The 26,534-nt window shown below is 60.8% G+C and carries 27 protein-coding genes and 1 tRNA gene; 15 read left to right on the top strand and 13 right to left on the bottom strand.

Going from position 1 to position 26,534, the window contains the following annotated elements; genetic code table 11:
* Nucleotides 1-99: 99 nt before the first annotated feature.
* Nucleotides 100-843 carry a rhomboid family intramembrane serine protease gene (locus HGT1_RS09265; protein WP_176249625.1) on the bottom strand — a complete coding sequence of 248 codons (744 nt, stop codon included), beginning with the start codon at nucleotides 841-843 and terminating at the stop codon, nucleotides 100-102.
* 60 nt (nucleotides 844-903) lie between these two features.
* Between HGT1_RS09265 and HGT1_RS09260 the strand changes: the two genes are divergently transcribed.
* On the top strand, nucleotides 904-1,527 hold the full coding sequence (locus tag HGT1_RS09260; RefSeq protein ID WP_255200155.1) for a hypothetical protein: 624 nt from the start codon (nucleotides 904-906) through the stop codon (nucleotides 1,525-1,527).
* Nucleotides 1,528-1,533: 6 nt separating this feature from the next.
* Here HGT1_RS09260 and putA read toward each other — a convergent pair whose 3' ends face one another.
* Entirely contained in the window at nucleotides 1,534-4,953 is a 3,420-nt protein-coding gene (gene putA / locus HGT1_RS09255) for a bifunctional proline dehydrogenase/L-glutamate gamma-semialdehyde dehydrogenase PutA (protein WP_176249624.1), read from the bottom strand.
* 127 nt (nucleotides 4,954-5,080) lie between these two features.
* Here putA and HGT1_RS09250 point away from each other — a divergent pair, with 127 nt between their 5' ends.
* The 3 genes from HGT1_RS09250 (at nucleotide 5,081) to HGT1_RS09240 (ending at nucleotide 6,250) form a co-directional block, all read left to right on the top strand.
* Nucleotides 5,081-5,536, top strand: coding sequence for an Lrp/AsnC ligand binding domain-containing protein (locus tag HGT1_RS09250; RefSeq protein WP_176249750.1), 456 nt, complete (start codon nucleotides 5,081-5,083; stop codon nucleotides 5,534-5,536).
* 31 nt (nucleotides 5,537-5,567) lie between these two features.
* Complete coding sequence (locus tag HGT1_RS09245) at nucleotides 5,568-6,122, top strand: hypothetical protein (RefSeq protein ID WP_176249623.1); 555 nt, start codon at nucleotides 5,568-5,570, stop codon at nucleotides 6,120-6,122.
* A gap of 41 nt (nucleotides 6,123-6,163) precedes the next feature.
* A tRNA-Leu gene (locus HGT1_RS09240) sits at nucleotides 6,164-6,250 on the top strand.
* Between the two features lie 83 nt (nucleotides 6,251-6,333).
* Here the strand turns inward: HGT1_RS09240 and HGT1_RS09235 are convergent.
* The 9 genes from HGT1_RS09235 to HGT1_RS09195 form a co-directional block, all read right to left on the bottom strand.
* Nucleotides 6,334-7,431 (bottom strand): C45 family autoproteolytic acyltransferase/hydolase, encoded by a 1,098-nt coding sequence (locus HGT1_RS09235; protein WP_176249622.1) that lies wholly within the window; start codon nucleotides 7,429-7,431, stop codon nucleotides 6,334-6,336.
* A gap of 1 nt (nucleotide 7,432) precedes the next feature.
* Entirely contained in the window at nucleotides 7,433-8,524 is a 1,092-nt protein-coding gene (locus tag HGT1_RS09230; RefSeq protein ID WP_176249621.1) for a PHB depolymerase family esterase, read from the bottom strand.
* A gap of 30 nt (nucleotides 8,525-8,554) precedes the next feature.
* Nucleotides 8,555-8,971, bottom strand: coding sequence for a CopG family transcriptional regulator (locus HGT1_RS09225; protein WP_176249620.1), 417 nt, complete (start codon nucleotides 8,969-8,971; stop codon nucleotides 8,555-8,557).
* A gap of 77 nt (nucleotides 8,972-9,048) precedes the next feature.
* Entirely contained in the window at nucleotides 9,049-10,470 is a 1,422-nt protein-coding gene (locus HGT1_RS09220; protein WP_176249619.1) for a UdgX family uracil-DNA binding protein, read from the bottom strand.
* The gene (locus HGT1_RS09215; RefSeq protein WP_176249618.1) at nucleotides 10,470-11,705 is read right to left on the bottom strand and encodes a putative DNA modification/repair radical SAM protein; all 1,236 of its coding nucleotides are present in this window, start codon (nucleotides 11,703-11,705) and stop codon (nucleotides 10,470-10,472) included. The genes HGT1_RS09220 and HGT1_RS09215 overlap by 1 nt, the downstream gene beginning before the upstream one ends.
* A gap of 107 nt (nucleotides 11,706-11,812) precedes the next feature.
* Nucleotides 11,813-12,184: a response regulator gene (locus tag HGT1_RS09210; RefSeq protein WP_176249617.1), complete on the bottom strand. Its 372-nt coding sequence runs from the start codon at nucleotides 12,182-12,184 to the stop codon at nucleotides 11,813-11,815.
* Nucleotides 12,184-13,275, bottom strand: a complete 1,092-nt coding sequence (locus tag HGT1_RS09205) for an HWE histidine kinase domain-containing protein (RefSeq protein ID WP_176249616.1) — start codon at nucleotides 13,273-13,275, stop codon at nucleotides 12,184-12,186. The genes HGT1_RS09210 and HGT1_RS09205 overlap by 1 nt, the downstream gene beginning before the upstream one ends.
* A gap of 251 nt (nucleotides 13,276-13,526) precedes the next feature.
* Nucleotides 13,527-15,239 (bottom strand): methionine--tRNA ligase, encoded by a 1,713-nt coding sequence (gene metG, locus HGT1_RS09200; protein ID WP_176249615.1) that lies wholly within the window; start codon nucleotides 15,237-15,239, stop codon nucleotides 13,527-13,529.
* Between the two features lie 55 nt (nucleotides 15,240-15,294).
* On the bottom strand, nucleotides 15,295-16,533 hold the full coding sequence (locus tag HGT1_RS09195; RefSeq protein ID WP_176249614.1) for an MFS transporter: 1,239 nt from the start codon (nucleotides 16,531-16,533) through the stop codon (nucleotides 15,295-15,297).
* Nucleotides 16,534-16,696: 163 nt separating this feature from the next.
* On the opposite strand from HGT1_RS09195, the gene HGT1_RS09190 reads away from it, so the two are divergent.
* The 6 genes from HGT1_RS09190 to HGT1_RS09165 are packed head-to-tail and all read left to right on the top strand — an operon-like array spanning nucleotide 16,697 to nucleotide 22,335.
* Nucleotides 16,697-17,737: an aldo/keto reductase gene (locus HGT1_RS09190; protein ID WP_176249613.1), complete on the top strand. Its 1,041-nt coding sequence runs from the start codon at nucleotides 16,697-16,699 to the stop codon at nucleotides 17,735-17,737.
* Nucleotides 17,738-17,759: 22 nt separating this feature from the next.
* Nucleotides 17,760-18,668 carry a 3-keto-5-aminohexanoate cleavage protein gene (locus tag HGT1_RS09185; protein WP_176249612.1) on the top strand — a complete coding sequence of 303 codons (909 nt, stop codon included), beginning with the start codon at nucleotides 17,760-17,762 and terminating at the stop codon, nucleotides 18,666-18,668.
* A complete protein-coding gene (locus tag HGT1_RS09180; protein WP_176249611.1) occupies nucleotides 18,665-19,159 on the top strand; it encodes a lipocalin family protein in 495 nt (164 codons plus the stop codon). Before HGT1_RS09185 ends, HGT1_RS09180 begins: the two co-directional genes overlap by 4 nt.
* Nucleotides 19,156-20,631, top strand: a complete 1,476-nt coding sequence (locus tag HGT1_RS09175; RefSeq protein ID WP_176249610.1) for a carnitine 3-dehydrogenase — start codon at nucleotides 19,156-19,158, stop codon at nucleotides 20,629-20,631. Before HGT1_RS09180 ends, HGT1_RS09175 begins: the two co-directional genes overlap by 4 nt.
* Nucleotides 20,628-21,374, top strand: a complete 747-nt coding sequence (locus HGT1_RS09170; RefSeq protein WP_176249609.1) for an SDR family oxidoreductase — start codon at nucleotides 20,628-20,630, stop codon at nucleotides 21,372-21,374. The genes HGT1_RS09175 and HGT1_RS09170 overlap by 4 nt, the downstream gene beginning before the upstream one ends.
* A gap of 43 nt (nucleotides 21,375-21,417) precedes the next feature.
* Nucleotides 21,418-22,335 carry a DMT family transporter gene (locus HGT1_RS09165; protein ID WP_176249608.1) on the top strand — a complete coding sequence of 306 codons (918 nt, stop codon included), beginning with the start codon at nucleotides 21,418-21,420 and terminating at the stop codon, nucleotides 22,333-22,335.
* A gap of 70 nt (nucleotides 22,336-22,405) precedes the next feature.
* On the opposite strand, the gene HGT1_RS09160 is transcribed toward HGT1_RS09165, so the two are convergent.
* Together HGT1_RS09160 and HGT1_RS09155 are read right to left on the bottom strand one after the other, a co-directional pair.
* Entirely contained in the window at nucleotides 22,406-23,101 is a 696-nt protein-coding gene (locus tag HGT1_RS09160) for an NUDIX hydrolase (protein ID WP_176249607.1), read from the bottom strand.
* Nucleotides 23,102-23,151: 50 nt separating this feature from the next.
* Nucleotides 23,152-23,553, bottom strand: coding sequence for a DUF983 domain-containing protein (locus HGT1_RS09155; protein WP_176249606.1), 402 nt, complete (start codon nucleotides 23,551-23,553; stop codon nucleotides 23,152-23,154).
* Between the two features lie 205 nt (nucleotides 23,554-23,758).
* On the opposite strand from HGT1_RS09155, the gene HGT1_RS09150 reads away from it, so the two are divergent.
* The 5 genes from HGT1_RS09150 (at nucleotide 23,759) to HGT1_RS09130 (ending at nucleotide 26,475) form a co-directional block, all read left to right on the top strand.
* Entirely contained in the window at nucleotides 23,759-24,379 is a 621-nt protein-coding gene (locus HGT1_RS09150) for an EF-hand domain-containing protein (protein ID WP_176249605.1), read from the top strand.
* A gap of 55 nt (nucleotides 24,380-24,434) precedes the next feature.
* A complete protein-coding gene (locus HGT1_RS09145) occupies nucleotides 24,435-25,034 on the top strand; it encodes an RNA polymerase sigma factor (RefSeq protein ID WP_255200154.1) in 600 nt (199 codons plus the stop codon).
* The gene (locus HGT1_RS09140; protein WP_255200153.1) at nucleotides 25,021-25,368 is read left to right on the top strand and encodes a hypothetical protein; all 348 of its coding nucleotides are present in this window, start codon (nucleotides 25,021-25,023) and stop codon (nucleotides 25,366-25,368) included. Before HGT1_RS09145 ends, HGT1_RS09140 begins: the two co-directional genes overlap by 14 nt.
* 3 nt (nucleotides 25,369-25,371) lie before the next feature.
* Nucleotides 25,372-25,878: a periplasmic heavy metal sensor gene (locus HGT1_RS09135; RefSeq protein WP_176249604.1), complete on the top strand. Its 507-nt coding sequence runs from the start codon at nucleotides 25,372-25,374 to the stop codon at nucleotides 25,876-25,878.
* A gap of 78 nt (nucleotides 25,879-25,956) precedes the next feature.
* Complete coding sequence (locus HGT1_RS09130) at nucleotides 25,957-26,475, top strand: hypothetical protein (RefSeq protein WP_176249603.1); 519 nt, start codon at nucleotides 25,957-25,959, stop codon at nucleotides 26,473-26,475.
* Nucleotides 26,476-26,534 lie beyond the last annotated feature (59 nt).

Here is a 26,534-nt window from a genome sequence, read left to right as displayed (position 1 = left end):
TGCCGGGGACGGGATGCCTTCGGCGAGGATTTTAGACCATTTGGAATTAAAACGTTGTATTGTGCAAGCCACTGACAGGCGTGTGGCGTTTATCCATGGTTACTTGCGCCGTACCTTTGGGATGCGGCTGCGCACCGTTGGATAGGTGGCATCTGGATGCGGTGGCCGGCCATGAGTTTGTGACCAGAACCGCGGGCCGCCCAAGCGCAGCCAGATCGGTATGGTCAGGATCATCCCCACGATAAACCCGCCCGTATGCGCCCAATAGGCCACGCCGCCCGTTTCGGGGTCGGTGCCGACGCTGCCGATGAATTGCATCCCCAGCCAAAGCCCCAGCATGATCCAGGCCGGGATCGGCAGGATGCGGAAAAACACGATAAAGATAATCAGGATGTCGACTTTGGCTTTGGGATAGAGCAGCAGATAGCCCCCCATTACCCCTGCAATCGCCCCTGATGCACCCACCGTGGGCACACCGGAATAGGGGGCCGATATCACATGTGCCGCGGCCGACAGGACACCACAGGCAAGGTAGAAGGCAAGATAGCCCAAATGGCCCATCTCGTCTTCGATATTGTCGCCGAAAATATACAAAAACAGCATGTTACCGGCCAGATGCATCCAGCCGCCATGCAGGAACATCGACGTGAAAATACCGGTATAGCCACCGCCTGTGGTGACCCTTTCAGGCAAAAGCGCCCAGTTGAAAAAGAACATGCCGATTGCGCGGTCATCACTCATCAGGCTGACATAGCTTAGAAACACGCCTATGTTCACCGCCATCAGCAGGTAAGTCACATAGGGCGTGCGCCCCGACGGGTTATGGTCGCGAATTGGAAACATGCCGTGACCCTTAGCCATCGCCGGGGCCGGGTCAATAGGCGTCAAAGGGCAGGGTTTCAGATGAAGATCACATGTTTGCACACGGCACAAAGCCATGTTGAGGGGATGACAGCCCTGTTTGCCAATCAGGGGTGGGATGGCGCGTTGGAACATGTCGTGCGTCCTGACCTTTTGGCACGGGCACAATCGGACGGGATTGATGCGGTTGCGCAGGATGTCGGCGCAGTGCTGGCGGACTGTGCGGATGCTAATGCGGTGCTCTGTACCTGCTCGACCTTGGGCGCGCTGGTCGAGGCGTCGGGCACAGGCAAGGCGGTGCGGATCGACCGGCCAGCGATGGAGCAAGCGGCATCCTATCGCAACGTTATGCTGGCGATTTGTCTGGAAAGCACCCGCGCCCCGACTGTCGCGTTGTTCGAGGACTGCGCCAAGGGGCGCGAACCCGTGGTCGTGTTATGTGACGGGGCATGGGCCCATTTCGAGGCAGGCGATATGTCCGGTTTCAACCGCGCTGTGGCGCAGTCGGTCGGGGCCGCGATGATCAGTGCCCCTGAAACGGCGTGTATCGTTCTGGCGCAGGCCTCCATGCAGGGGGCGGCCCCGTATCTGATGGATATGGGCATACCGGTGTTAACCACACCTATGTTGGCGGTGCGGCGGGCAATCCAGGTCGCCCGCCGATAGCCGCAGTTACCCCGCAGCGCCCAGCAACTGCGCGTTCCCGCCCGAGGCCGTGGTATCCACGCACAGGTGGCGTTCGGCGCGGACGTGGGCCATGTCAGGCAAGCCCCGGATCAGCGGCACAATCGGGCCTGTGCGTTTGGCGAGTGCTTGTTCGATGGCGCGGGCGGTTTCTTCGTCGCCCCACCACAGGATGCCGCCATAGCTGGGCCCCTCTGCCAGCGCTGCAACGTCGATCTGACCCGTCAGTTCCAGCGTGTCACCGCCAAGCGCCGATACGGCGCGGGCCTGTTCGGTGGCGGTGTCCTTGCCCGGCCCCATGCACAACAATGCAGGGCGCGGCATAGAGCTTAGGCGGTTTGTCTCGCCTGTTGGTCCGGGCAGGGTAACCGTGTCAATCACAACGCCGATGTGGTCCGGCAATTCGGGCAGATCGGATTGTGTGCCTTCCCATTTCTCATCGACCGATTTCATGTCCGGCACGTCAAAGCGGAGCAGATAGTTCGGGCCGCCCGCTTTCGGGCCGGTGCCTGACATCCCTTCGCCGCCAAAGGGTTGCGAGCCGACGATGGCCCCGATCTGGTTGCGGTTCACATAGATGTTGCCCGCTTCGATCCGTTCAGAAACGTGCTGCACGCGGTCGTCAATGCGCGATTGCAGGCCAAAGGTCAGCCCGTAGCCGGTGGCGTTGATGTCATCGATCACCTTGTCCAGCTGCGTCGCCTTGAAGGTCGCTATATGCAGCACCGGGCCGAAAATCTCGCGCTCGAGGTCCGAGATGCTGTTGATACGGATCATCGTGGGCGGAATGAACGTGCCTTGGGCGGGGGCGGTCATTTCCGCAATCACCCGTCCCTCACTGCGGGCTTTGTCGATGTGATCGGCGATACCTTTGCGGGCGGTTTCGTCAATGACGGGGCCAATATCGGTAGACAGATCCCACGGGTTGCCCATCACCATCACCTCTATCGCGCCTTCGATCATTTCGATGACTTCTTTGGCAATGTCTTCCTGCACATAAAGGCAGCGCAGGGCGGAACAGCGTTGGCCTGCAGATTGGAACGCGCTTTCCACGATGGCCTGAACGGCCTGCTCGGGCAGGGCGGTGCTGTCCACGATCATGGCGTTCAGGCCGCCGGTTTCGGCAATCAGCGGGGTGCCGGGGGCGCAGTGATCGGCCATGGACTGGCGGATCTTGAGGGCCGTCGCGGTCGAGCCGGTAAAGGCCACACCGCCAACGCGCGGATCAGAGGTCAGCGCCGCGCCCACATCCCCGCCACCGGGCAGCAGTTGCAAGGCCTCGCGCGGGACGCCCGCCTCGTGCAGCAGCGACACCGCAAGAAAGGCAATCAGCGGCGTTTGTTCGGCGGGTTTTGCGAGAACGGCGTTGCCAGCGGCCAGAGCGGCGCAGACCTGTCCACAGAAAATCGCCAGGGGGAAGTTCCACGGCGAGATGCAGGTAAAGATGCCAGCGGGGGGGACATCGGTTGCCTGCGATGCATAATAGCGCAGGAAATCAACGGCTTCGCGCAGTTCGCCAACGCAGTCTGGCAGGCTTTTGCCCGCTTCGCGGGTCAGCAGCGCAAAGATTTCACCGTAATGTGCTTCCAGCATATCAGCGGCTTTCAGCAGGATGTCCTGCCGCTCTTCCAAGGGCGCGTCCCAGGTTTTCGCGAGGTCAAATGCGGTTTTCACATCGGCCGGGGATGCATTGCACACGGTGCCGGGGCTGCGCCCTGCGGCTGCGGGGTTTTGCAGGCGGACGGCTTTTTGCGGCTTGGCCTCTCCGGCGATCAGCGGGGTTGCGGCCCAGCGATGGGCCTTCCAGGGAGCGCGCGCGGATTCGATCATATCCAGCGTGGGGGTGTGCATCAGGTCAAACCCCATCGAGTTCACCCGCATCGGCTGGAACAATTCCGGGCCGGTCGGGATCTGGAGCACAGTCTCGGACAGGCTCTCGAACGGATCGGCGGCCACTTGTTCGGGGGTGACGTCCTCGTCGACGATCTGGTTCACAAAGCTGGAGTTCGCCCCGTTTTCCAGCAGACGGCGCACCAGATAGGCCAGCAGATCCTTGTGGGCCCCGACAGGTGCATAGACCCGGCAATGGGTGCCATGCTTTTCCATGACGATGTTGTGCAGGGTCTCGCCCATGCCATGCAGGCGCTGGAATTCGAATTTTTCCTTGTCCTCGGCCATGTGCAACACGGCGGCAACGGTGTGGGCGTTATGGGTGGCAAACTGCGGATAGATCCGGTCTGTCATGCTTAACAATTTGCGCGCGTTGGCGATATAGGACACGTCGGTCGCGGCTTTTTGGGTGAAGACGGGGAAGCCATCGACACCTTTGACCTGCGCGCGTTTGATTTCGGTGTCCCAGTAGGCCCCTTTGACCAGACGGACCATGATCTTGCGGTCGTGGCGGATCGCCATGTCATAAAGCGCGTCGATCACGACACCGGCGCGCGGCCCATAGGCCTGCACAACCACGCCAAAACCGGCCCACCCCGACAAGGCCGGTTCGGACAGCACCTTTTCGATCACATCAAGGGACAGACCCAAACGGTCGGCTTCCTCGGCATCGACATTCAGGCCCATGCCGGCAGATTTAGCCAGCAGCGCCAGCGCCCGCAAACGCGGCACCAGATCGCGCATCACCGATGCTTCCTGCGCGACCTCATAGCGGGGGTGCAAGGCGGACAGCTTGACCGAGATGCCGGGGTTCTTGCGGCTGTCTTTGTTGGTGCAGGCAATCGCAATTGCCGAAATCGCACGGCTATAGCTTAGGTGATACCGTTTGGCATCGGCTTCGGTGCGGGCGGCTTCGCCCAGCATGTCATAGGAATAGGTATATCCCTTTTTCTCCATGCCTTTGGCGCGGTCCATCGCGCCGTTGATGTTTTCGCCCAGCACAAACTGGCGGCCCATTTCCTTCATCGCGCGGCTGACGGCGGTGCGGATAACCGGTTCGCCCAGACGTTTGATGGCGGCGCGGATGTGGCGCACGGGGCCGGGTTGTGCATCATCCAGCACGCGGCCTGTCAGCATCAATGCCCATGTCGACGCATTCACCAACGGCGAGGTCGAGTGGCCCATGTGACGGCCCCAATCGGAGGGCGCGATTTTATCTTCGATCAGCGCATCAATGGTTTCGGCATCCGGGACGCGCAACAGCGCCTCGGCCAGACACATCAGGGCAACGCCTTCGTTTGTGGACAGGCCATATTCGGCCAGAAACACCTCCATCATGCCGGGGGCGGTGTGGTTGCGAATGGCGCGCACGATGTCTGCTGCGTCTTTGGTGATCTTTACCCGATCTTCAGGCGACAACTGAGTATTGCGGACGAGTTCGCGCAAGACGTGATCTTGGTCAGTATAGGTGCCTGCATCAATCTGATGACGCAAAATCGGGGAAGAATCACGTGCCATATCGGCCTCCTTTGTTAATTGGGCTAGCGTAGTCCCGATTTTGAAGTAATAGTGACTGATTGGTGCCTGTTTCATAGGTAAACCGGTTTATTATTGGGTACACCACGTGACAAACGACGACTTTAAGATGGACCGCTTTGACCAGGCTATCCTGACGGTGTTGGCCGAGGATGGGCGGATCAGTATTACCGACCTTGCGAAAAAGATCGGGCTCTCGAAATCCCCCACTCAGGCGCGTCTGCGCCGGCTTGAAATCGCAGGTGTTATTCTGGGCTACCGTGCGTTGCTTGACCCGATCCGGCTGGGGTTGGATCACGTCGCTTTTGTCGAGGTCCGGCTAAGCGACACGCGCGAAGTCGCGCTCAAGGCATTTAACGCAGCGGTGTTAAAGGTGCACGAGATTGAACAGGTCCATATGATCGCAGGCAGCTTTGATTACTTGCTGAAGGTGCGGACCCGCGACATGGCGGCGTACCGGAATTTCCTGGGCGAAACGATTACCACGCTGCCTTATGTGTCGAACACGTCGACCTATGTGGCGATGGAAGCGGTCAAGGAAATCATGCTCGCAGATGTGACTTGACTGAAACAGGGTTACCGCGCTCCATCGGGGTATGCGTATCTTTTGTGTCCTTGCCCTGATTTGCAGCCCCGCGTTTGCGGCTGATTGCCCTGCGCCTGCGGATACGGCGGCCGAGCTGACCGATCTTTTCGAAAAATCCAGAACCGCCGCAGATTTCCGCGAAGGCGCGTCGGTTGCCAGTCAGATGTGGCTGGTCTGGCTGCGCGCGCCTGATGCTGCTGCCCAAGAGGTGCTGGACCGGGGCATTCGCAAACGGGATGCTTATGATTTTATTGGCGCACTTGCGGAGTTTGACCGGCTTGCCAGCTATTGCCCGACCTACGCCGAAGGGTTCAATCAACGCGCCTATATCAATTTCCTGCGCGAAAACTATGACGCCGCATTGATTGATCTGGATATCGCGTTGAAATTGCAACCTTTTCACGTGGCTGCGCAATCGGGCAGGGCACTCACCCTCATGAAGCTCGGGCGCATACCAGAGGCCCGCGCGCAATTGCTGATTGCTGTCCAAAACAATCCCTGGCTGTCGGAAGCGGCGCTTTTGGCCAAGGGCGCACCCCTTGGCCCGGTCGGAGAAGACATCTGACCATTTACACTGCCCGCAAGCTGGCTATTGTGCGCGGCGTTGCGGGCGTGATGGAATGGTAGACATACCAGACTTAAAATCTGTTGGGCCTTGTGCCCGTGTGGGTTCGAGTCCCACCGCCCGCACCACTTTTTCTACCTCACAGGCCCCACCGCCTTCCGGTCGGTTTGCCCGTGTCTGACGGTGGGTTCTGCGGTTTCGCGCGGGCTGCTCAGGCCACATCCACCCAGTCCGGCACAAAGCTGCGCCAGTCGGGGTGGCGTCCGGCGGCATAGTCCATGCCGATCCTGACCCAGTCGATGTTACCGGCCTGCGCACTGGCCCCGCCAGCCCCGCCTCCATAGATCACCTCCCGCGTGCCTTCCTCGAAGGCCTCAATCGACTGCGCCCAGGTGTCGCCGTCCCAATGCAGGGTCATCTGGCGGCGCAGGGGTTCGTATTCGGCGGTGAAAAGCGTGCCGAACCCTTCGGCGTAGCGGTCCTGTTTCAACGGGGCTTGGGTGAACTGACCAACAAGGGTGGATGGCGCTGGCGCGTCTGAAAGCACCCCCACCAGATGGTCGGCGCGCTCGAACGTGCGGGTAAAGCCACCGCGGTCCGGCGCGGTCCCGTTGGTCTGGTGGTTGGTGGCAACCAGACGCGGCTGCACCTTTGCACCGCCGCCTGCGTAAATCTCGACGCTTGCGGCCGCGCCGGATGCATCGGCGACCACCACGTTATAGGGCATGTGCGAGGGTACCCGTTGCAAGACACGCAAGGCTTGGGGGACGGTCTCGCAGGTTTCGAGCACATAGCGCAGGATCGTGGTGATCCCGAACCCGCGCCCGGTTTCCTGCCGCCCGCCATAGGCCAGCGCGATGCTGAGCCCCGCATCGTTGATCCCGTCGGACAGGCCCCACAGGAATTCGACCATGCCCATGACGCGCCGCCCGGTCCATGCGCTGTGCAACAGCAACCCTTCGTTCAGGTCAGGCGACAGGTCATAGTTGCGCACAAGGCGGATGTCGTCGCGTGAGGTGGCCACAGCCAGCGAGCAGCCCCCCAGATAGCTGGGCGGGCACCATGTGGACAAAAAGCGCGCGGCGCGGTCCGATCCACCCGCCAAAGCGGTGAGTTCCGCGTGAACCGGCACCAATTCGGGCATGTAGTCGTGCAAGGCGGCCTCGCAAGCCGCGCGGTCGGGGCCGGTGTCGCCACCATTTGCCACGAACCACGCCTCGTAGGCGGGCCAGGATCGTTGCCAGCGGGCGGCCCATTTGGGGCCGGGGGTGGCTTCGCTGATCGCATCAAAGGTCAGGGAATGGGTCATGTCATGCGCTTTTCATAGGGAGATCGAGGAAGAACCGCACCATTTCGGCGCTGGCATCGGGGCCGTCGGGATCGGTGTAAGACCCCGCACTGTGGCCACCGGACCACGCATGGCCAAGGCCCGCGATGGTCCAATGCTCCATCACCGGATGGCCGTGGGGCGACAGGGTGCTGCTGCGGGTAAAGCTGCGTTTGCCAGCGTTGCCGTCCTCTTGCACTTGGGGGCCAGTGGCGGCGGCACCGGCAATGTGGTGTCCATTCGCGGGGTGGACCGTGCTGTCGGCATCGCCGTGAAAGACGATCGTCGGGATCGGTCGGGCTTTTTGTGCATCAGGACCACCGGAGCCCATCGCCGCAAAGGCTGAACGAGCGTTATGCGCAGCCTTGTAGGGCAGGCCGGAATGGGCACCGACACCGCTGAACACATCCGTATAGGTTTGCCCCAAGATCACCGCCATCGCCGCCCCTGCCGACAGACCGGCGACAAAGCTGCGCCCGTGGGGGATTGCATGGTCGCGCTGCATCTTTTGCGCCAGACCGGCGAGGATCGCGGGTTCGCCCGCGTCCCGCATCTGGTCGGCGGGGCCAAACCAGTTCCAGCAGCTTTGCATGTTCGCCCTGCGTGATTGCGCAGGGTAAACCACGATCAGCCCGTGCCGGTCGGCCAGCGCGTTCATGCCCGTGCCCTTGGCGAAATCCACCGGAGATTGTTTGCAGCCATGCAGCATCATGATCAGGCCCTTGGCGGGCGCACCGCTCAGATCGGGGATATAGGTGCGATAATCGCGGCTGCCTTGCGCACAGGCAAAGGTGTCCCCGTCAAAACGCGCCCCCTGCGGGAGGGGCGGTTCGGTCACATCGGCGGCCGGCATGCGGGATCTCGATAGGGTGCCGAGCCGCGCCAGAGTTTCCCGCAGGCTGCGACCGATCTTGGCCGTGCCGAAGGCTGTAGCGTCGGGGGTTTGGGGCGTGCTGGGGCCGGACACGCCGCCCTTGGCAAGCGCTGCCTGTATCATCTTGGTCGCGTCAGCAGGGTTACCCTTGCGCACGAATTCACTGGCCCGGCGCATGGCCGACTTGAAATCATCAGTCATTCTTAGTTCCTTTAAGGGATTAAATCGGGGTCAGCTGATCCGCGCGCCAAGGGCCTTTTTCACCTCGGCACTGGCCTGAAGCGCGCCCAGCACGGTGATTGACCCGATGGTCGCAAGCGCCAGTTCGGGCGTGACATCGCTGGCGATGCGGGCAAGGCCCACGACCTTGACGTGCAACATTTCGTTCGCGGCGCGCACGGCTTCCAGATCGGCGACGGAGTAATCACGCAACCCCAGTTCCATCGTGTGGCGGTCAATCGATTGCCGCACGGTGTCGGATTGGTGGTCCAACTGGTTGCGAATGGCCGTGCGGATAAAATCGCTACGGTTCGAATAAAAGCCTTCCTGCACCAGCAGATCAATCCGGCCCAGATCGACAAAGCCCAGATTGATGGTGACCTTTTCGTTTTCCGGCATCTTGTCCCGGATCTGTCTGACGTTGGTCATGATGTTTCTCCATCCATGTGGATGGTATATGGATGCCGAATTCCGCATTGCAACAGGCGATTTCGATTTAGCCGCTTTTAGGCCAACATCCGCAGGGCTGTTTCCAGATCATCCCTGAACTGCGCAGTGGCATCTGCCTTGGCGGCGGGGTCGGGCAGGCGCAGCAGATAGGACGGGTGCAGGGTCAGCAGAACGGGTGTGCCGTTTGGCGTTGCCTCAACCGTGCCACGGCGGGCAAGGATCGCGTCACGGCGGCCTGTCAGCCCTTCGGCGGCGGTGGCCCCCATCCCAAGGATCAGCTTGGGCTGCACCTGTGCGATTTCCGCATCGAGCCACCAGCGGCAATGGTCAATCTCGGACCTGTTGGGCTGCTGGTGGATGCGCCGTTTGCCGCGTGGCGTAAATTTGAAATGTTTGACCGCGTTGGTGACATAGGCCTGTGTCCGGTCCAGCCCCGCCTGCGCGGCGATCTGGTCGAACATCTGCCCCGCAGGACCGACAAAGGGGCGACCGCTTAGGTCTTCCTGGTCGCCGGGCTGTTCGCCGACGATCATCAGGTCGGCATCCATCGGCCCTTCGCCCACGACCGCTTGGGTCGCGGTGCAATGCAGCGGGCAGCGGGTGCAGGCGGCAATCGCGGCGGGCAGCGCGTCTTGGGGGCCGTCCCACGCCGAATGATGTGCCGCCAGCTGCGCCTGAACCTGCGCCATGCGGGCGGGGGGCAGCGACGGGGCCGCTTCGGCCATGGCGCGCGCACGGGCGGGGGCATCGGCGATCATCTGGGGGATGAACGCCGCCTCGGGCATGTTCTTCCAGTATTTCTTGGGCATCTCGGATTGCATGGCTTTGACCATCAGCCGCGCGGGGTTAAAGATGTTCTGGAAATAGGTGATCCAAAGCTGTTCGCTGGCGTCTTCGGGCAGGTGCGGCTTTTCCTGCCCTTCGCGAAAGGACAGCTTGCCGTTTTCGAAAATCGCACAGACATCGGGTGTCAGGATGCGCCAGTCCATATCGCTGAAGCGGCGCACGAAAAAATCGGCCGTGGGCTCAACCGTGTGGTAGGTCGGCTCGAACCACGCGGCAAAAGACCGGCGCGGGGCGTCTGCGCTGCCGATCTCGCGGAAACGCACAAAGGCTTTCATCTTGTGCTGGCAGCGATGCACGTTCTTTTCCATCCTGCGCAAGAGCGACAAGTCGGCGTCACCGCGATCCGTCATCAGATGCGGCGCGTCCTTGAGCCGCCAGAGAAACGCATAAAGCCGCGCAAAACGTTCGGGATCACCGTGCCAGACCACGCTGCTGGCCATGCTGACAAAGCTGCGCGGCACGGTGACCTGGCGGTTTGGCCGCAGGGGCGCGTCAGTGCCAAACAGGTCGGGCGCGGTGGTGGCATCCCCCCACAGGATGTCTTCGGGACGGATACCGGCGGCCAGAAACTGCCGCGCCGCATCGCGCCACGCCTGCGCGGTGCCGATCTGTGGCATGACGGCGCGGTGCATCAGAACAGGGTCAACTGTTCTGGCGGTGGTGTGAAACGGGCGCGTAAATCGGCGCTGTCGGTCAGGCTGCCGGGGGACCAGCCTTCGGCGGTGATGAAACTGCGCGCCTTTTTCATCGAGGCACCCATGCGCAGCAGATCCTCAAAACGCAAGGTGCGGTGGCGGCGGGTGGACAGGATGCGGTTGACGGTTTTCACGCCAAAGCCGGGCACGCGCAACAGCATCTCGCGACTGGCGCGGTTGACGTCCAGCGGAAAGACCGCGCGGTGGACCAAGGCCCAGGCCAGCTTGGGATCAACCTCAAGATCAAGGTTCCCGTCGGCGGTCACGGACGTAATCTCGTCCAGCTGGAAATCATAGAAGCGCAGCAGCCAGTCTGCCTGATACAGCCGATGTTCGCGTTGCAACGGTGGCCGGATCAACGGCAGCTTGGAGGAACTGTCAGGGATCGGCGAGAAGGCGGAATAATACACCCGCTTGAGCTTGTAGCTGGAATAGAGCCGCGTGGATTGCCCCAGCACGGTGGCATCATTCGACCCGTCGGCCCCGATGATCATCTGTGTCGATTGCCCCGCAGGCGCAAACCGCGGCGGGCGCTTGCCCGTGTGGGAAGTGTCTTTTGACACCTCTTTGCGCAGCCGGAAATCGGCCATCGCCTTGCGGATCTGGTCGGGCTTTTTCTCGGGCGCATATTGCTGGACGGCGGCATCGGTGGGCAGTTCGACGTTGATCGACAGACGATCCGCCATCAGCCCTGCTTCGGCGATCAGTTCGGGGGCGGCATCGGGGATGGTTTTCAGATGGATATAGCCGCGAAAGTTTTCCTCGTGGCGCAGTTTCCGCGCGATTTGCACCATATCTGACATGGTGGCATCCGGCGACCGGATCACGCCCGAGGATAAAAACAACCCTTCGATGTAATTGCGGCGGTAGAATTCGATGGTCAGCTTCACCACCTCGTCCACACTGAACCGTGCACGGGCGACATTCGATGAGGCGCGGTTGATGCAATAGCTGCAATCGTAGATGCAGAAATTGGTCATCAGGATTTTCAGCAAGCTGATGCAGCGCCCGTCCGGCGCGTAGGCGTGGCAAATGCCGCTGCCCTCGTTCGACCCCAACCCTTTGCCATCCCGCGAGTCGCGTTTCGTGGAGCCTGACGAGGCACAAGATGCGTCGTATTTCGCCGCGTCGCTTAGAATCGCGAGCTTTTGTTCTACCGTATGTTTAACCATACGTTCACTGTATGTTCTTTTTTGGACTGTGTCATGTGAATAGGCTGCGATCAGTCGCCGCAGCCCGCTTTTTTACGCTCACATTTCAGTGGGACCCGCCTGACGCCTCAGGTTTCGAGGTTGGGGTACACACGGCGCAGGGTTTCAATCAGCTTTTGGCTGCTCACCGGCTTTTTTACCACACGGTCGTCTGGCCCAAGAAAGCTGATCTGGTCGCGATCATAGGCGGTGATGAACACAAAGGGGATGCCGCGTTCGCGCAAGATGTCGGCAACCGGTTTCGACGTTTTGTTATGCCCCAAATTCACGTCAAGAAAGGCGATATCAATGTCACCCTCGCGTGCCTTGATCTTGGCATCCTCAAGGTGGATGGACGGGCCAACGACGTTAAATCCAATGTCTTCAAGGATATCGGTCATTTCAAAGGCCACAACGACCTCGTCTTCTACGATGAAAATATTTTGAGGTTTATTGGCCATTAGCTTGCTCGGTCTTCCCTGTGTTGGGGCATCCGCAGATGCCAATTAAATCCTTGGGGCCCGAAATCCGAAGTGATCTCGCCGCCGGTCTCCATCTGCAAGGCGCGACCTGTGATAAAGCTGCCAAAGCCGGTTTCGTCCGGCTTTTCAGCAGCGGGGCCGCCTGTCTCGATCCAGTGCAGTTCTATAACCGAACCATCCGCCGTGTCCGATTGTTCCCACGTCAAATTGACGCAGCCATCGGGCACCGAAAGCGCGCCGTATTTCATCGCGTTGGTGGCAAGTTCGTAAAATGCCATCGAGAAGGACAAAGCCTGACGCGAGGGGACTTCAATTTGAGGGCCGCTCTGAATAATGCGGCCATGTCCGATCGGGTCCAGAACGTCTGCGGCCACGGCACCGATATCGGCGCGGTCCCATTTCGTGCCAACCAGTTTGGAGTGGGCCATGGCATAGGCATTCAGCCGTTGATCAATGGTTTCGCGCAATCCGCGCTGGATGCTCATCTTGCGCAGGGACTGGCTGACGATGGATTTTACCACGCTAAAGGCGTTTTTCACGCGGTGGTTCAGTTCCGCGATCAGGATATTTTGCGCCTCGCGCAGGCGGCGTTCTTCGTCGATGTCGATCAGGGCGACCGACGCGCCGATGCGCGTGCCATTGGCGTCGATCACCGGTCTGCCAATGATCCGCATCCAGAACATCGTGCCGTCACCTCGTTGGTAATGCACGTCAATCTCGGCATGGGCTTCGCCATCACGGATCACGCGCGACAGCGGGTATTCGTGGCTTTCGACCCGAGAACCATCCTCGTGGAAGGACACCCAATCGCCATAATCTTCGGTGTCTTCTGAATGGATCACCGGGTGGCGCACCATCATTTCGACATGGCTGTTGCCATAGATGATCTTGCCTGTGTCATCGGCCATCACCACGCCCACAGGCACGGTTTCCATCATCGCCTCAAGAAAAGTCAGGCGGTTGGAAGTAGCCCCCGAACCATGTCCGGCTGCTTGCGCTTCTTTGGCTGCCAATGCGCCTTGCAGGTGCACAAGTTCTGCTGCCATCTCGTCAATAGATCTTGTAGGCATTGAAATCCCCACGCCCTTTCATTGAATCACATGAGAGGTAAGCCGCGGGAACGATCTGTCCAATGCGAAGATCGCAAAACCTGATTATCAATAGATAATAAAGCCCTGAAACGGGCGTAGGGCGTTGGAACTAAAGCGTAATATATTCATCAAGGTTTATTCCGGAAGGGCGGGTTTCCGCTCTTCCGGAGTGCGAGTTTAATATTTTGCAGCGCCGCCAGTCTGGTTTAGCGCTGGTAGCGCGCCGTGGATCAGGTCCGCACACCTGCGAATTTTTCGGCCCATTCGTCGCGCTGTTCGTCGGTGATTTTCGCGAACAACACTTCTGGCACGTCAAAGGCGTGACCGGGTGCAAGCTGGGCCAAGGCCGCGGGCACATCATCGGGCCAGCCAGCGTTTTCCACATGCATGCTTTCCAACATGCTGGCCGCGGCCGTGGGGATGAAGGGCGCGGACAGAACCGCGTAAAGCGGGATCAGGTTCAACGCCAGACGCACTTGGGCCGCAGCCTTGTCCGGGTCGGTCTTGAAGGTGGTCCAGGGTGCTTCGGCTTGCAGGTATTCATTGCCCGCCGCCCAGATCGCCCGCAATTCAGCGGCGGATTTACGGACTTCCATCGCCTCCATCGCGGTTTGGTACCGCGCGACCCGTTCGGTCAGGTCCGCGATCAGCGCATGTTCGGCGGGCCCGTATTCGCCCGCTGCCGGCACGTCTTCGCTGAATTTCGAGCGGCAGAATTTCGTGATCCGGCTGATGAAGTTGCCCAGAACGTCGGCCAAATCCTTGTTCACCGAGGCCTGGAAATTCTCCCAGGTGAATTCGGCATCGGATGTTTCCGGCGCATGGCTCAGCAGCCACCAGCGCCATGTGTCGGCGGGCAGGATTTCCAGCGCCTGATCCATGAACACCCCGCGCCCGCGCGAGGTCGAGAACTGCCCGCCATCATAGGTCAGGTAGTTGAAGGATTTTATGTAGTCGACCAGCTTCCATGGCTCGTTGCTGCCCATGATCGTGGCGGGAAAGCTGAGCGTGTGGAAGGGCACGTTATCCTTGCCCATGAACTGGGTATAGCGCACGTCGTCGGCACCTTTGTCGGTGCGCCACCAGCTTTCCCAATCGGAACCTTTGCCCGCATCGACCCATTCCTGAGCGCAGGCGATATATTCGATGGGGGCGTCGAACCAGACATAGAACACCTTGCCCTCCATGCCCGGCCAGTCCTCGTCGCCGCGTTTGACGGGCACGCCCCAGCTTAGGTCGCGGGTGATGCCACGGTCTTGCAACCCGTCGCCGTCATGCAGCCATTTCTTGGCGATGGAGGTGGTCAACACAGGCCAGTCGGTCTTGGAATCGATCCAGTCGGACAGCCGGTCTTTCATCTGGGACTGCTTGAGGAACAGATGTTTGGTCGCGCGCATTTCCAGATCGGTGGCACCCGACACGGTGGAGCGCGGGTTGATCAGATCTTCGGGGTCCAGCTGCTTGGTGCAATTGTCGCATTGATCGCCGCGCGCATCCTCGAACCCGCAATTGGGGCAGGTGCCTTCGACATAACGGTCGGGCAGGAAGCGGCCATCGGTTTCGGAATAGATCTGGCGCTGCTCGACTTCCTCGATCAGGCCTTCTTTGTACAAGGCACCGGCAAAATGCTGGGTCAGCTTTTGGTTCTGGATGCTGGACGACCGACCGAAATGATCGAACGACAGGCCGAAACCTTCGGCAATCCGCGCCTGAACCTCGTGCATTTCGGCGCAATATTCCTCGACCGGTTTGCCCGCTTTGGCGGCGGCCAGTTCGGCGGGGGTGCCGTGTTCATCTGTGGCACACAGGAACAACACCTCGTGACCGCGCGCGCGCAGATAGCGGGCGTAAAGATCGGCAGGCAGCTGGCTGCCCACAAGGTTACCTAGGTGTTTGATCCCGTTGATGTAGGGAATGGCGGAGGTGATAAGGTGGCGTGTCATGGTAATGGCCCCGAAAATGCTTTGGCATGTCTCTAACGCAGGGACGGGCCAAGGGCTAGGGGGCGTTGTCGTTGCTTGCGTCGCGCTGGCGGCGCATCAGGCGGCCAATGGTGAAAGATGTGCGTGGCGCATAGACATAAGGCGTGCGCTTTTTCCGGGTGGGGCGGGCGCGCAGACGTGTCAGGCCGAAAATCACCAAGACCCCGTGCCCGACCGATATCATGGTGAACAACGCCGCCGGGCCGTAGCTGTCAATCAGCACCGACGCCAGATAGGGCGCAAAGATCGCGCCGACGGCAAACCAGAACATCAGCGCGGCAGACAGTTCGACGCGTTCCTCGCTGGTGGCAAAATCATGGGCATGGGATGCGGCGACTGAATAGATCGGAAATGTGGTCAGCCCGAAAAATGTTGCCGCGAAAAATACCGCCTGGGTGCCAAGCCCGGCCGTCATCACCGTGACCGCGCAGCTGACGATGGACGCGGCAGACATCCAGATCAGCACCCAGCGGCGGTCGAACTTATCTGCCAGCCAGCCAACGGGGAATTGCGCCAATGCGCCGCCCAGAACAAAGGCCGACAGGAACCACGCAATCTGGCCCGCGCTCAGGCCGACTTCTTCGCCATAGATCGGGCCGACCATGCGAAACGATGCGCTGGACAGGGCGGCAACCACAACGCCCGCCACCGCCAAGGGGGACCGGTCCAGCGCCAGCCGGGGTCGCAGGCGCGGCTGGGCAGGCGTTTCGGGCTGCGGCAACGTGGTCAGGGTCAGCGGGATCAGCGCCGCACAGCACAGGATCGCCAGCAGGTTATACGACACATAGGATGCGGGGGCCAAAACGCCGATGATCATTTGCGCGGCCAGTGATCCGCTCATGTCAACCACGCGGTAGGCCCCCATGGTGCGGCCCCGCGTTTCATTGGTGACTTTGGCGTTCAGCCATGCCTCGACCACGGTATAGCAGCCCGCGACGCACAGGCCCGACGCCACGCGCATCAGCGCCCAGGCATAGGGGTCAAGCACCAGCATATGCGCCATTAACCCGATCGCGCCCGATGCCGTGAACGCGGCAAAGGCGCGGCTGTGGCCGACGCTGCCCATCAGGCGCGGGGCCCACCAGCAACCGATAAAGAACCCCACGAAATGCGCCGAACCGAGCAGGCCGATTTCCTGATTGGAAAAACCCAGCTGAATGCCCGAAAGCACGTCCAGCGGCCCCACACCGCCCGAGGACAGTTGCAGCAGGATGACGGATAAAAACAGGGCGGCAAATGAAATGAGCAAGCGCATGATTTTTACTTTGTCGGCAATCAGGGGGGAAACCAACGGTCAAAACGACATGGTTTTGGAAAAAGCGCCGCAAATGGTGTTTTGTTGCGAAGGGCGGAAAACCCCCTTGCGATGGCGCAGCCGAAACGAGAGGGTGGCGCAAGATTCAGACAAGGATAACGCGATGAAGATGAACAAACTCGGCCGCACCGATATCGAAGTGACGGATTTCTGCCTTGGCTCCATGACATGGGGCACGCAAAACACCCCCGAGGAAGGCCATGCGCAAATCGACCGCGCCCTGGCTGCTGGCATCAACTTTATCGACACCGCCGAGATGTATCCGGTCAACCCGATCAAGGCTGAAACCGTCGGCCTGACCGAAGAAATCATCGGCCAGTGGATCGCGAAATCAGGCAAGCGCAAGGATGTCGTGCTGGCCACCAAACATTCGGGCGCAGGGGCTGCGCCGCGTGACGGGGCGGGGATTTCATCCAAGACGATCCGCCAGACCCTTGAGGGGTCGTTGAAGCGGTTGCAGACCGATTACGTCGATTTGTACCAGTTTCATTGGCCTGATCGCGGCAGCTATATGTTCCGCAAGAACTGGGACTATGACCCGTCCTCGCAAAACCGTGCCGATGTGATTGCCCATATGGAAGACTGCATGGGCGCGCTGCAAGACGAGGTCAAACGCGGCACGATCCGCAGCTTTGGCCTGAGCAACGAAAGCGCCTGGGGGCTGACCCAATGGGCGAATGCGGCGGAACGCACGGGCGGGCCGCGCCCTGTGTCGGTGCAGAATGAATATTCGCTGCTGTGCCGTCTGGCCGATACCGACCTGGCCGAAGCCTGCCACAACGAAGACATCGGATTGCTGTCGTTCTCGCCCCTCGCGGCGGGGTTGCTGACGGGAAAATACCAAAACGGCGCGCTGCCCGACGGGTCGCGCATGGCGATCAACGGTGATCTGGGCGGGCGCAAGACCGACCGCGTGTTCCACGCCACCGCCGCCTATCTGGACATCGCGCAGAAACACGGGCTGGACCCGACGCAAATGGCGCTGGCCTGGGCGCGGCAGCGGCCCTTTATGACGTCAATTATCTTTGGCGCGACGTCTTTGGACCAGCTTGAGGTGGCACTGGGTGCCATTGATCTGGAACTGGGCCAAGACGTTTTGGCCGATATCGCCACCGCGCATAAAGCGCATCCAATGCCGTATTAATCCGATCTAAGGGAGCAACCCCATGCCACTTACCATGAGCAAAGACGTTTTTATCACCTGCGCCGTTACCGGATCGGGAGCAACGCAAGACCGCAGCCACCATGTGCCGCGCAGCCCCGCGCAGATCGCCGACAGCGCGATTGCAGCGGCCAAGGCTGGGGCGGCGGTGGTGCATTGCCACGTGCGCGACCCTGAAACCGGCGCACCAAGCCGCCGGCTGGATCTGTACCGCGAGGTCACCGAACGCATCCGCGAATCTGAAACCGATGTGATCTTGAACCTGACGGCAGGCATGGGCGGCGACATTATTTTTGGCCCGACCGAACACCCGATGCCCCCGATCGCGGGCACCGACATGATCGGCGCATCCGAGCGGGTCCAGCATATCGCCGAATGCCTGCCCGAGATTTGCACGCTCGATTGCGGCACCATGAACTTTGCCGAAGCCGATTACGTGATGACCAATACGCCGGGCATGTTGACCGCCATGGGCCAGATGATGACCCATCTGGGCGTCAAGCCCGAGATCGAGGCCTTTGATACCGGCCATCTTTGGTACGCCAAGCAACTGGTCAAAGACGGTGTGCTGGACAGCCCCGCCTTGGTGCAATTGTGCATGGGCGTGCCATGGGGCGCGCCGGATGATCTGAACACATTCATGGCGATGGTGAACAACGTGCCGGATGACTGGACCTTCAGCGCCTTTGGCTTGGGGCGCAACCAGATGGCTTATGTCGCGGCATCGGTGCTGGCGGGCGGCCATGTGCGCGTCGGGCTCGAGGATAACCTGTGGCTGGACAAAGGCATGCTGGCCGAAAACTGGCAGCTGGTCGAGCGCGCAGGCAGCATTATCGAAAACATGGGCGCACGGTTGATGACCCCGGCGCAGGTGCGTGAAAAGCTGGGCCTGACCAAACGGGCACCTGCGTGAAACGGGCTCTGCTGGCGTTAATTTTGCTGGCAGGCTGCGCGGCACCTGTACCCGAGGTGCGCCAAGGGTATCGTGATCCGGCGGCGCTGATCGGATCAACCAGCCGCTATGATGCGGGGCGGTTCAAAGGCGCGTGGGTGATGCGCGGCAGCTTTGAGGCGGAGGCACCGGCAACGGTCGCCTTTGTCGACAGCACCGGCGGGCCGGCCTTTCAGCTTTGTGATGAGGCGGGCACCTGCGAAGGCCTGTGGCTGGCCACGCCCACAGGGCAGGGCCGTTTTGCCCTGACCCGGCCTGATGGCAGCACCCGCGATCTGTGGGTGCTTTGGGTCGACGAAGGGTTTCGCACGGCGGTCATCGGCAACCCTGCGGGGGATTTCGGCTGGATACTGGACCGCGCGCCCAAGGGCGGGGCGGACCGGATCAAGGCGGCACAAGAGATATTGGATTTCAACGGCTATGACATCAGCCAGTTAAGGATGCGGAAATGACGAAGATTGCAGCAGTTATTGGCGGTGGCGTGATCGGGGGTGGCTGGGCTGCACGGTTTGCGCTGAACGGATGGAACGTGCAGGTCTTTGACCCCGATCCGCAGGCCGAACGCAAGATCGGCGAAGTCATGGCCAACGCCCGCCGTTCCATGCCCGGCCTTACCGATGTGGCCCTACCGGACGAGGGCAAGATCAGCTTTCACGACAGTATTTCCGACGCGGTCGCAGGGGCGTCGTGGATTCAGGAAAGCGTGCCAGAGCGGCTTGAGATCAAGCACACCACCTTTGGCGCGATCCAGCAGGCCTGTGATCCGGATGCGGTGATCGGGTCGTCGACCTCGGGCTTCAAGCCGTCCGAATTGCAAGAGGGCATGGCGCGCCCCAACCAGATCATGGTCGCGCATCCGTTCAACCCCGTTTATCTGCTGCCGCTGGTGGAACTGGTGCCGGGCAATGGCATCGACGGGCCGATGGTGGACAAGGCCAAGGAAACCCTGACGTCGATCGGGATGTACCCGCTGCACCTGAAAAAAGAGATCGACGCCCATGTCGCGGACCGTTTCCTTGAAGCTGTCTGGCGCGAGGCGCTGTGGCTGGTCAAGGATGGCATCGCCACCACCGAGGAAATCGACAACGCCATCCGCTATGGCTTTGGCATCCGCTGGGCGCAGATGGGTCTGTTCGAGACCTACCGTGTCGCAGGCGGCGAGGCCGGAATGAAGCATTTCATGGCGCAGTTCGGGCCTGCACTGGAATGGCCGTGGACCAAGCTGATGGACGTACCCGAGTTCAATGACGAATTGGTCGATCTGATCGCGGGGCAATCCGATGAACAATCCGGCGCATATGGCATCCGCGATCTGGAACGCATCCGCGACAACAATCTGGTGTCGATGATGCGCGCACTGAAGCAGCAGGACTGGGGCGCGGGCCGGTTGATGAAAGCACACGAGGCGACGTTGCGCGCAGGCACTGTGCTGGCCGCACGGGCCGATGACATTGCAGACGCCAGCCAGCCGGTGCTGACCGTGCGCCGTGCCGTGCCGCTGGATTGGACCGATTACAACGGCCACATGACCGAAGCCAAATACCTGCAAGCCTTTGCCGATGCGACCGACCGGTTCATGGAACTGATCGGCTGTGATGCCGACTATATCGCCTCGGGCGGCAGCTATTTTACCGCTGAAACGCACATTCGTCACGTGGACGAGGCACATGCCGGCGCGCTGATCGAGGTCCGCACACGGGTGTTGATGGGGGCGGGCAAAAAGATGCACCTGTGGCACGAGATGTACGAGGGCGACCGCCTGCTGGCCACGGGGGAACATTTCCTGCTGCACGTCAGCTTGCAGACCCGCAAACCGTCCGACCCCAGCCCAGAAATCGAGGCTGCACTGGTGCGCTTTGCCCAAGGTCACGCCAGCCTGCCAAAGCCCGACGGCGTTGGCCGCTATGTCGGTGCACCCCGATGAAACGGGTTCTGATCACGGCGGGGGCGTCAGGTATTGGCCGTGCGATGGGGGATGCCTTTGCCGCTGCGGGGTTCGAGGTCTGGGTGACTGACACCGACCGCGCGGCGCTGGATCATTGTCCGGCCAAATGGCATCACCGCCTGGCCAATGCCACGGATGAGGCGGCGATGGCATCGATCATCGCCGAGATGGGCCATATCGACGTGCTATGTGCAAATGCGGGGATTGCGGGGCCAACGGCGCGGATCGAAGACGTGGCGCTGGATGATTTCCGCGCCTGCGTCAGCGTCAATCTGGAAGGCGCGTTTATCGCCGCCAAACATGCGGCCCCCTTGATGAAGGCGGCGGGCAGCGGTGCGATTGTCATCACCTCGTCAACGGCTGGCATCTATGGCTACCCCAACCGCGCGCCCTATGCGGCGGCGAAATGGGCGATGATCGGCCTGATGAAAACCCTCGCAATGGAGCTGGGCCCCTTTGGCATCCGCGCCAACGCGATCTGCCCCGGTTCGGTCGAAGGCCCGCGCATGGAAGGCGTGCTGGCCCGCGAAGCCGCAGCCAAAGGCATGACCCGCGATCAGGTCTATGAGGGCTATGCGTCGGGCACCTCGATGCGCAGCTTTGTCGAGGCGCGCGATGTGGCGAATATGGCGGTGTTTTTGGGGTCCGACGGGGCGCGGCTGGTGTCGGGGCAGGTGATCGCCGTGGACGGGCATACGGAAAATCCCGACCCCAAATTGTGATTGAAGGCTGGCAAGGGACTGCGAAACGCGCATAAGAGGCAGCATGACACATGCATTGCCTGATCTGTGGATCCTCGTCACCCTTGCCGCGGCGTTTTTTCAAACGGCGCGGTTCATGCTGCAAAAATATCTGGCGACAGCAACCCTGTCAGCCGCAGGGGCGACATTCTCGAGGTTTCTATATTCCGCGCCATTCATCGTCTGCGGTCTGGCAGCCTATCTGTTGGTCAGCGGCACGCAATTACCGCCGATCGCGCCTGCGTTCTGGGCCTATGGCTTGCTGGGCGGCACAGCGCAAATCCTTGCCACGGTCTGCGTCGTCTTGCTGTTCAAACAGCGCAATTTTGCGGTTGGGATCACGTTCAAGAAAACCGAAGTGATTTTGACCGTCCTGACCAGCTGGGTCATCCTGAACGAAGGCGTCAGCGGTTGGGGCTTTGCCGCAATCGGTCTGGGGGTGGTCGGGTTGTTCTTGCTGTCAGGCAATAAAGACGCGGTCGGGTTCCACTTAAGCGATCTGCGCAACCGGGCTGCGGGTTTGGGCATTGCGTCAGGTGGTTTGTTCGCGATCTCGGCTGTGACCTATCGCGGCGCGACGCTGTCTGTGATGTCAGACATGCCGGTGTTGCGCGCAGGGGTGACCCTTGCCGCTGTGGTCTGCATGCAGGCCGCTATTATGGCGGTGTGGCTGCGCTGGCGTGAACCCGCTCAGATGCGCGCGGTGTGGCAGGCGCGCAAGGTCGCGGTCTGGGTCGGGATGATGTCGCTGGGCGGGTCGCTGTGCTGGTTCATCGCCTTCACCCTGCAAAACGCGGCCTATGTCAAAGCATTGGGGCAGGTCGAGCTGATCCTGAGCGTCGCTGCATCGACCCTGTTTTTCCGCGAGAAAATCACCGGCCGCGAGTGGGCGGGGATGGCGGTTCTGGTCGGGTCGATCTTGATGCTGGTGCTCGTCGCCTGAGGCGGGCGCGGAATTTTTCAAAAATTCCGGACCGTTTTTTTTCGGAAAAAAACGGCTGCGCCAACCGGGGTTAGTCTGTCATCGGGCGGCCGCGCAGGCGCAGGAACAGGCTTTCCTCGTCGTTGTTCTTGAAAAACGGGACGGATTCAGGCGGGGCCAGTTCCTTGGCGCGGGCTTCGACTTCTGCCAGCACGACCTCGGTGATGAACGGCATGTCGAAAGACCGCGCATCGGACAGGGCAATCCACTGCAAATGTGAAAGTTCGTCACAGGCGGCATCGAAATCATCCAGATCGGTGGCCACATCATCGGCATCCACCAAAAAGAACCGCGCATCAAAGCGGCGCGGTCTGCCGGGGGGCGTCAGGGCGCGAAACACGAATTGCATGGGTGCCGCGTTGGGAAGGTATCCGCGCTGTGCAAATGTTGCCCAATCGTCAGGGGGGGTGCCATCCCAGGTGCCTTTTTCCCCAAGGATCAGCCCGGTTTCCTCCCACAATTCGCGAATGCCGGCGACAGCCAATGCATGGGCGAGCGACGCATCCGCATCTTCGGCCAGCCGGTCATGGCACATGTCGGGCAGGGGGCGGGCCAGCGGAATATGCGCATCGCCCGCATCCATGGCACCACCGGGAAACACGAATTTATTCGGCATGAAGACCGCCTTGGCCCCGCGTTGCCCCATCAGGATGTGGGGGTTTTCGTGGCGGTCGCGGATCACAATGACGGTGGATGCGTTGCGGATCTGGCTTTTGTCGATGGTCATGTATTGGCCCTTATTCTTGCGGATCGGCAGGGCCCGGGGTGTCTGGCCGACTATGTGTCGCCAAACCCGCCCATGCCTTTTGCCCATTGGAAGCCGATCAAGGCCCCCTTTAGTCTGGGCAGAAGGTAGAGCGACAAGCCGACACAGCCAACAGCAAAGATTGTAAACAGCGTCAAAGGTTCGGGGCGCCATGTCACAAACACGATATGCAGCATCGGGGCCATCAGGTGACCGACGATCAGAATGGTCAGATAGGCGGGGCCATCGTCTGCGCGGTGGTGAAAGAACTCTTCGCGGCAAACGGTACAGCTGTCATTGACCTTGAGATATCCCTTGAGCACAGGACCAGCCCCGCAATTGGGGCATTTACGCCGCCAGCCGCGCAGCAAAGAGGCGGCCAGCGGGCGCTGGTCTTTTTCGGCATGGGTGATTTCGGCGCTGTGATCTGTCATGATTTCTATCCTGAGGTCGGTCACATATGCGGGCGTTTGAGGTCAATTGAAAGGCGACAAGCTGCCCTTGCGGCGGGATGTCGCAAATCGGGGTCACTGAAATTATTTCTGTTTATCTGCGACGGAAGTTTCTGGCCACGCCGTTTGACCCAGTATCACCACGCCAAAACGGTGTGTGAGATTGAGATCACCGAAGGATAAACAAATGACAAACCGAGCAAATTTTCAAATCGCATTGTTGAGTGGCCTGATTGCCTTGGGCGGGACCGCCTTGTTGGCGCAAGAAACGCCGAAGCAGGATCGCTTTGTCCAGATCGACACCAACAGCGACGGTGCGCTGACGCAGGACGAGATGAAGGCCCACGCCGAAGCACGTTTTGCCGCCGCCGATACAGATAGCGACGGTTTCCTGAGCGAAGCCGAAATGCAGGCCGCCGCTGCGGCACGTCGTGTGGCGCGCAGCGAACAGTTGTTGGCAAAGCTCGACAAGGACGGCAACGGATCGCTGTCAGCCGAAGAGTTGCAAGCGATGGGCCAGGACAAGAGGGCCGAGCGGACCGCCAGAATGATAGAACGGAGGGATGCCAATGACGATGGCAAGCTGTCGAGGGAAGAAATGGCAGGTCGCCATTCGCCCGAAAAGATGTTCGCCAAGCTGGATGCGGATGGCAATGGCACGTTAAGCGTCGAAGAATTTGCCAAGGCGCGGAAGGGTGGCAAACACGGTCACGATCGCAAGCATGCTGGCAAGCACGATCGCAAGCATGGCGGCAAGCACGACGGTTATGGCAAACGCCACGGCCATGACGACGAAATGTCCGAGTAATCTAAGGGCACGGGCGCGCTTGAATGGTGCGCCCGCAGCCGTTAGCGCTAGGATTATGAGCTTTGATGCCTCCATTGATGATGTGGTCGACGACCCTGATGCCGCGCTCTTGGCGCGCTATGCGCAGGGCGATGCGGCGGCTGCGCGTTTGTTGACGGTGCAGTTGTCGCCCCGTGCTTTTGGCCATGCTTTCAGGGTCTTGGGGGATCGCTCCGAAGCAGAGGATGTGACCCAGGATGCGTTGATGCGGCTTTGGAAGATCGCACCGGAGTGGCGCAGCGGAGAAGCCAAGGTGTCAACCTGGCTGTACCGTGTTGTGGCAAATCTGTGCACCGACCGGCTGCGCAAACGTCGCGGCGGCGTCCCGCTTGAGGACATCGCCGAACCGGCAGACCCCGCCGAGAGCGCCGAGGCGAAATTGCAGCGCGGTGCGCGCGAGGATGCGCTTCAGACGGCATTGGACGCTTTGCCGGAACGCCAGAGGCAGGCGGTTGTGTTGCGTCATATCGAGGGGTTGGCGAACCCCGAAATTGCCCAGATCCTCGAGATCGGGGTCGAAGCGGTGGAAAGCCTGACAGCGCGGGGCAAACGCGCGTTAACTGCCCTATTGGCAGGACAGCGCGAAGCATTAGGATATGAAGATGACAAAACCTGACACAGATATGCTTGAGACCCTGTTTCAAGACGCGCGCGCGGCACCGCCGGCACTGCCTGACGGGTTGTTGGACCGGATTATGGCGGATGCGCTGGCGCAGCAATCCAATGCCAGATCCCGCGGTTGGCGGGGCATCTGGCAGGCCATTGGCGGCGCTCCTGCCTTTGGCGGGTTGGTCGCGGCGACCGCTGTTGGGTTCTGGATCGGGGTGGCCCCGCCCAGCACTCTGCCCGATATTGCGACGCAGATCATCACCGGTGCGAGCTATGCCGCGCTTGACGACACGGCCACGCCCGACCTCACAGCCTTTGGCTGGGACATTGACGAAGGATAGACCATGGCATCGGATTTGACAAAAAACGGCAAGTGGATGCGGTGGGCCTTGGGGCTATCACTGGGGGTCAATCTGCTGGTTGTCGGCCTGGTCGCTGGGGCTGCATACCGCTTTGACGGCCCGCATGGCGGACCCGGCGGCAGCGCGCGCGACTTTGGCACGCCCTATATTGCCGCCCTCGAGAAAGACCGCAGGCGCGAGATATTCAAGGGGCTGCGGCAGGACAGGCCCGCAGGTCATCTGGACCGCGCCGCGCGCCGCGCGCTGTATTCGGAGGTTGTGCAGGCCCTTCGGGCGGACCCGTTTGACGTCACGCGGGTCCGGTCGGTGCTGGATCAACAGGCCAGCGCCAGCGTTACCGTCCAGCAGGCCGTTCAAGACGCCTGGCTGGCAGAGATCGCATCGATGGATGCGTCAGAGCGCGCGGCCTATGCCGATCGCCTGCAAGAGGTCTTGGCCCGCGGACCCAAGCATAAGAAGGATCAGCGCAAAAGCCGTCAGGACGACTAATGCGCGCAAACACCCATTTGGCTTGCCAAGCGGGGACAGGGCAAGGTACGCAAAGCGACCCAAACCGGAGGCTTTGCCATGACGCTCGATTTTCCTGACACCGACACTGTTCTTGCCACTGCGCGCGCATCTGCGGGGCGGCGGCTGATCGGCCTGGTGTCGCTCGGATTTCTGGGGGTGTTCCTGATTTATGTGGCGTTCACGTCAACGCCCGGTCTGGGGTGGCAGCTGTTCTTGCTGGTGATTGGCGGTGGTGCGATCTGGATGGCCGATTTCATGCGCCGCTCAACGGCCGGAACGATCGAGCTGACGGCGGCGGTCCTGCGCAGCAGCGATGGTACATTGATCGCGCGTGTCGAAGATATCGAACATATTGACCGCGGGGTTTTTGCATTCAAACCCTCCAACGGCTTTTTGCTGCGCACGAAAAAGGAGACGGGGGCCGAGACGGTCTGGCGTCCGGGTTTGTGGTGGCGGATGGGACGGCGCATCGGTGTGGGCGGTATGACACCGGGCAATCAAACCAAATACATGGCCGAAATCATTTCAACGATGATTGCCGTGCGTAACCAACCGGACGAAACCGGAAGGCTTTGAGTTCCTGAAATAAAAAAGGCCCCAATGGAAATTTCCTTGGGGCCTTTTTTATGGGCTGT

This window comes from Sulfitobacter sp. HGT1, assembly GCF_013282155.1.
GTDB lineage: Bacteria > Pseudomonadota > Alphaproteobacteria > Rhodobacterales > Rhodobacteraceae > Sulfitobacter.
The sequence above is the reverse complement of the archived record's forward strand: the minus strand, read 5'-3'. Positions and strand labels throughout refer to the sequence as shown.